A 262-nucleotide genomic window follows, 5' to 3' on the forward strand; every position below is an offset into this window, starting at 1 on the left:
GTTCTTAACTCATGGGACATGTTCGCTAAAAATTCGGATTTATATTTACTTGAACTTTCGAGCTCTTTTGCTTTTTCTTCAACTATTTGTTGCGCGGAATAAAGCTGATCATTTTTCCCCTGCATCTCAATTTGGTGGCTTTCAAGTGCTTTGGTGCGTTCCTCCAATTCTTCATTGGTGACGCGCAGTTCTTCTTGCTGCGCTTGCAGCTCAGTTTCAGATTCTTTGAGTACTTTGGTTTGCTCTTCGAGCTCTTCGTTAG

The 262-nt window shown here is 41.6% G+C and carries 1 pseudogene; it reads right to left on the reverse strand.

Features of this window, described 5'->3' with window-relative positions:
• Positions 1–262 (reverse strand): annotated as a pseudogene (locus AAEY94_RS20745) (hypothetical protein); the annotation flags it as partial.

This window comes from Shewanella sp. AC34-MNA-CIBAN-0136 (genome assembly GCF_040309945.1).
GTDB lineage: Bacteria > Pseudomonadota > Gammaproteobacteria > Enterobacterales > Shewanellaceae > Shewanella.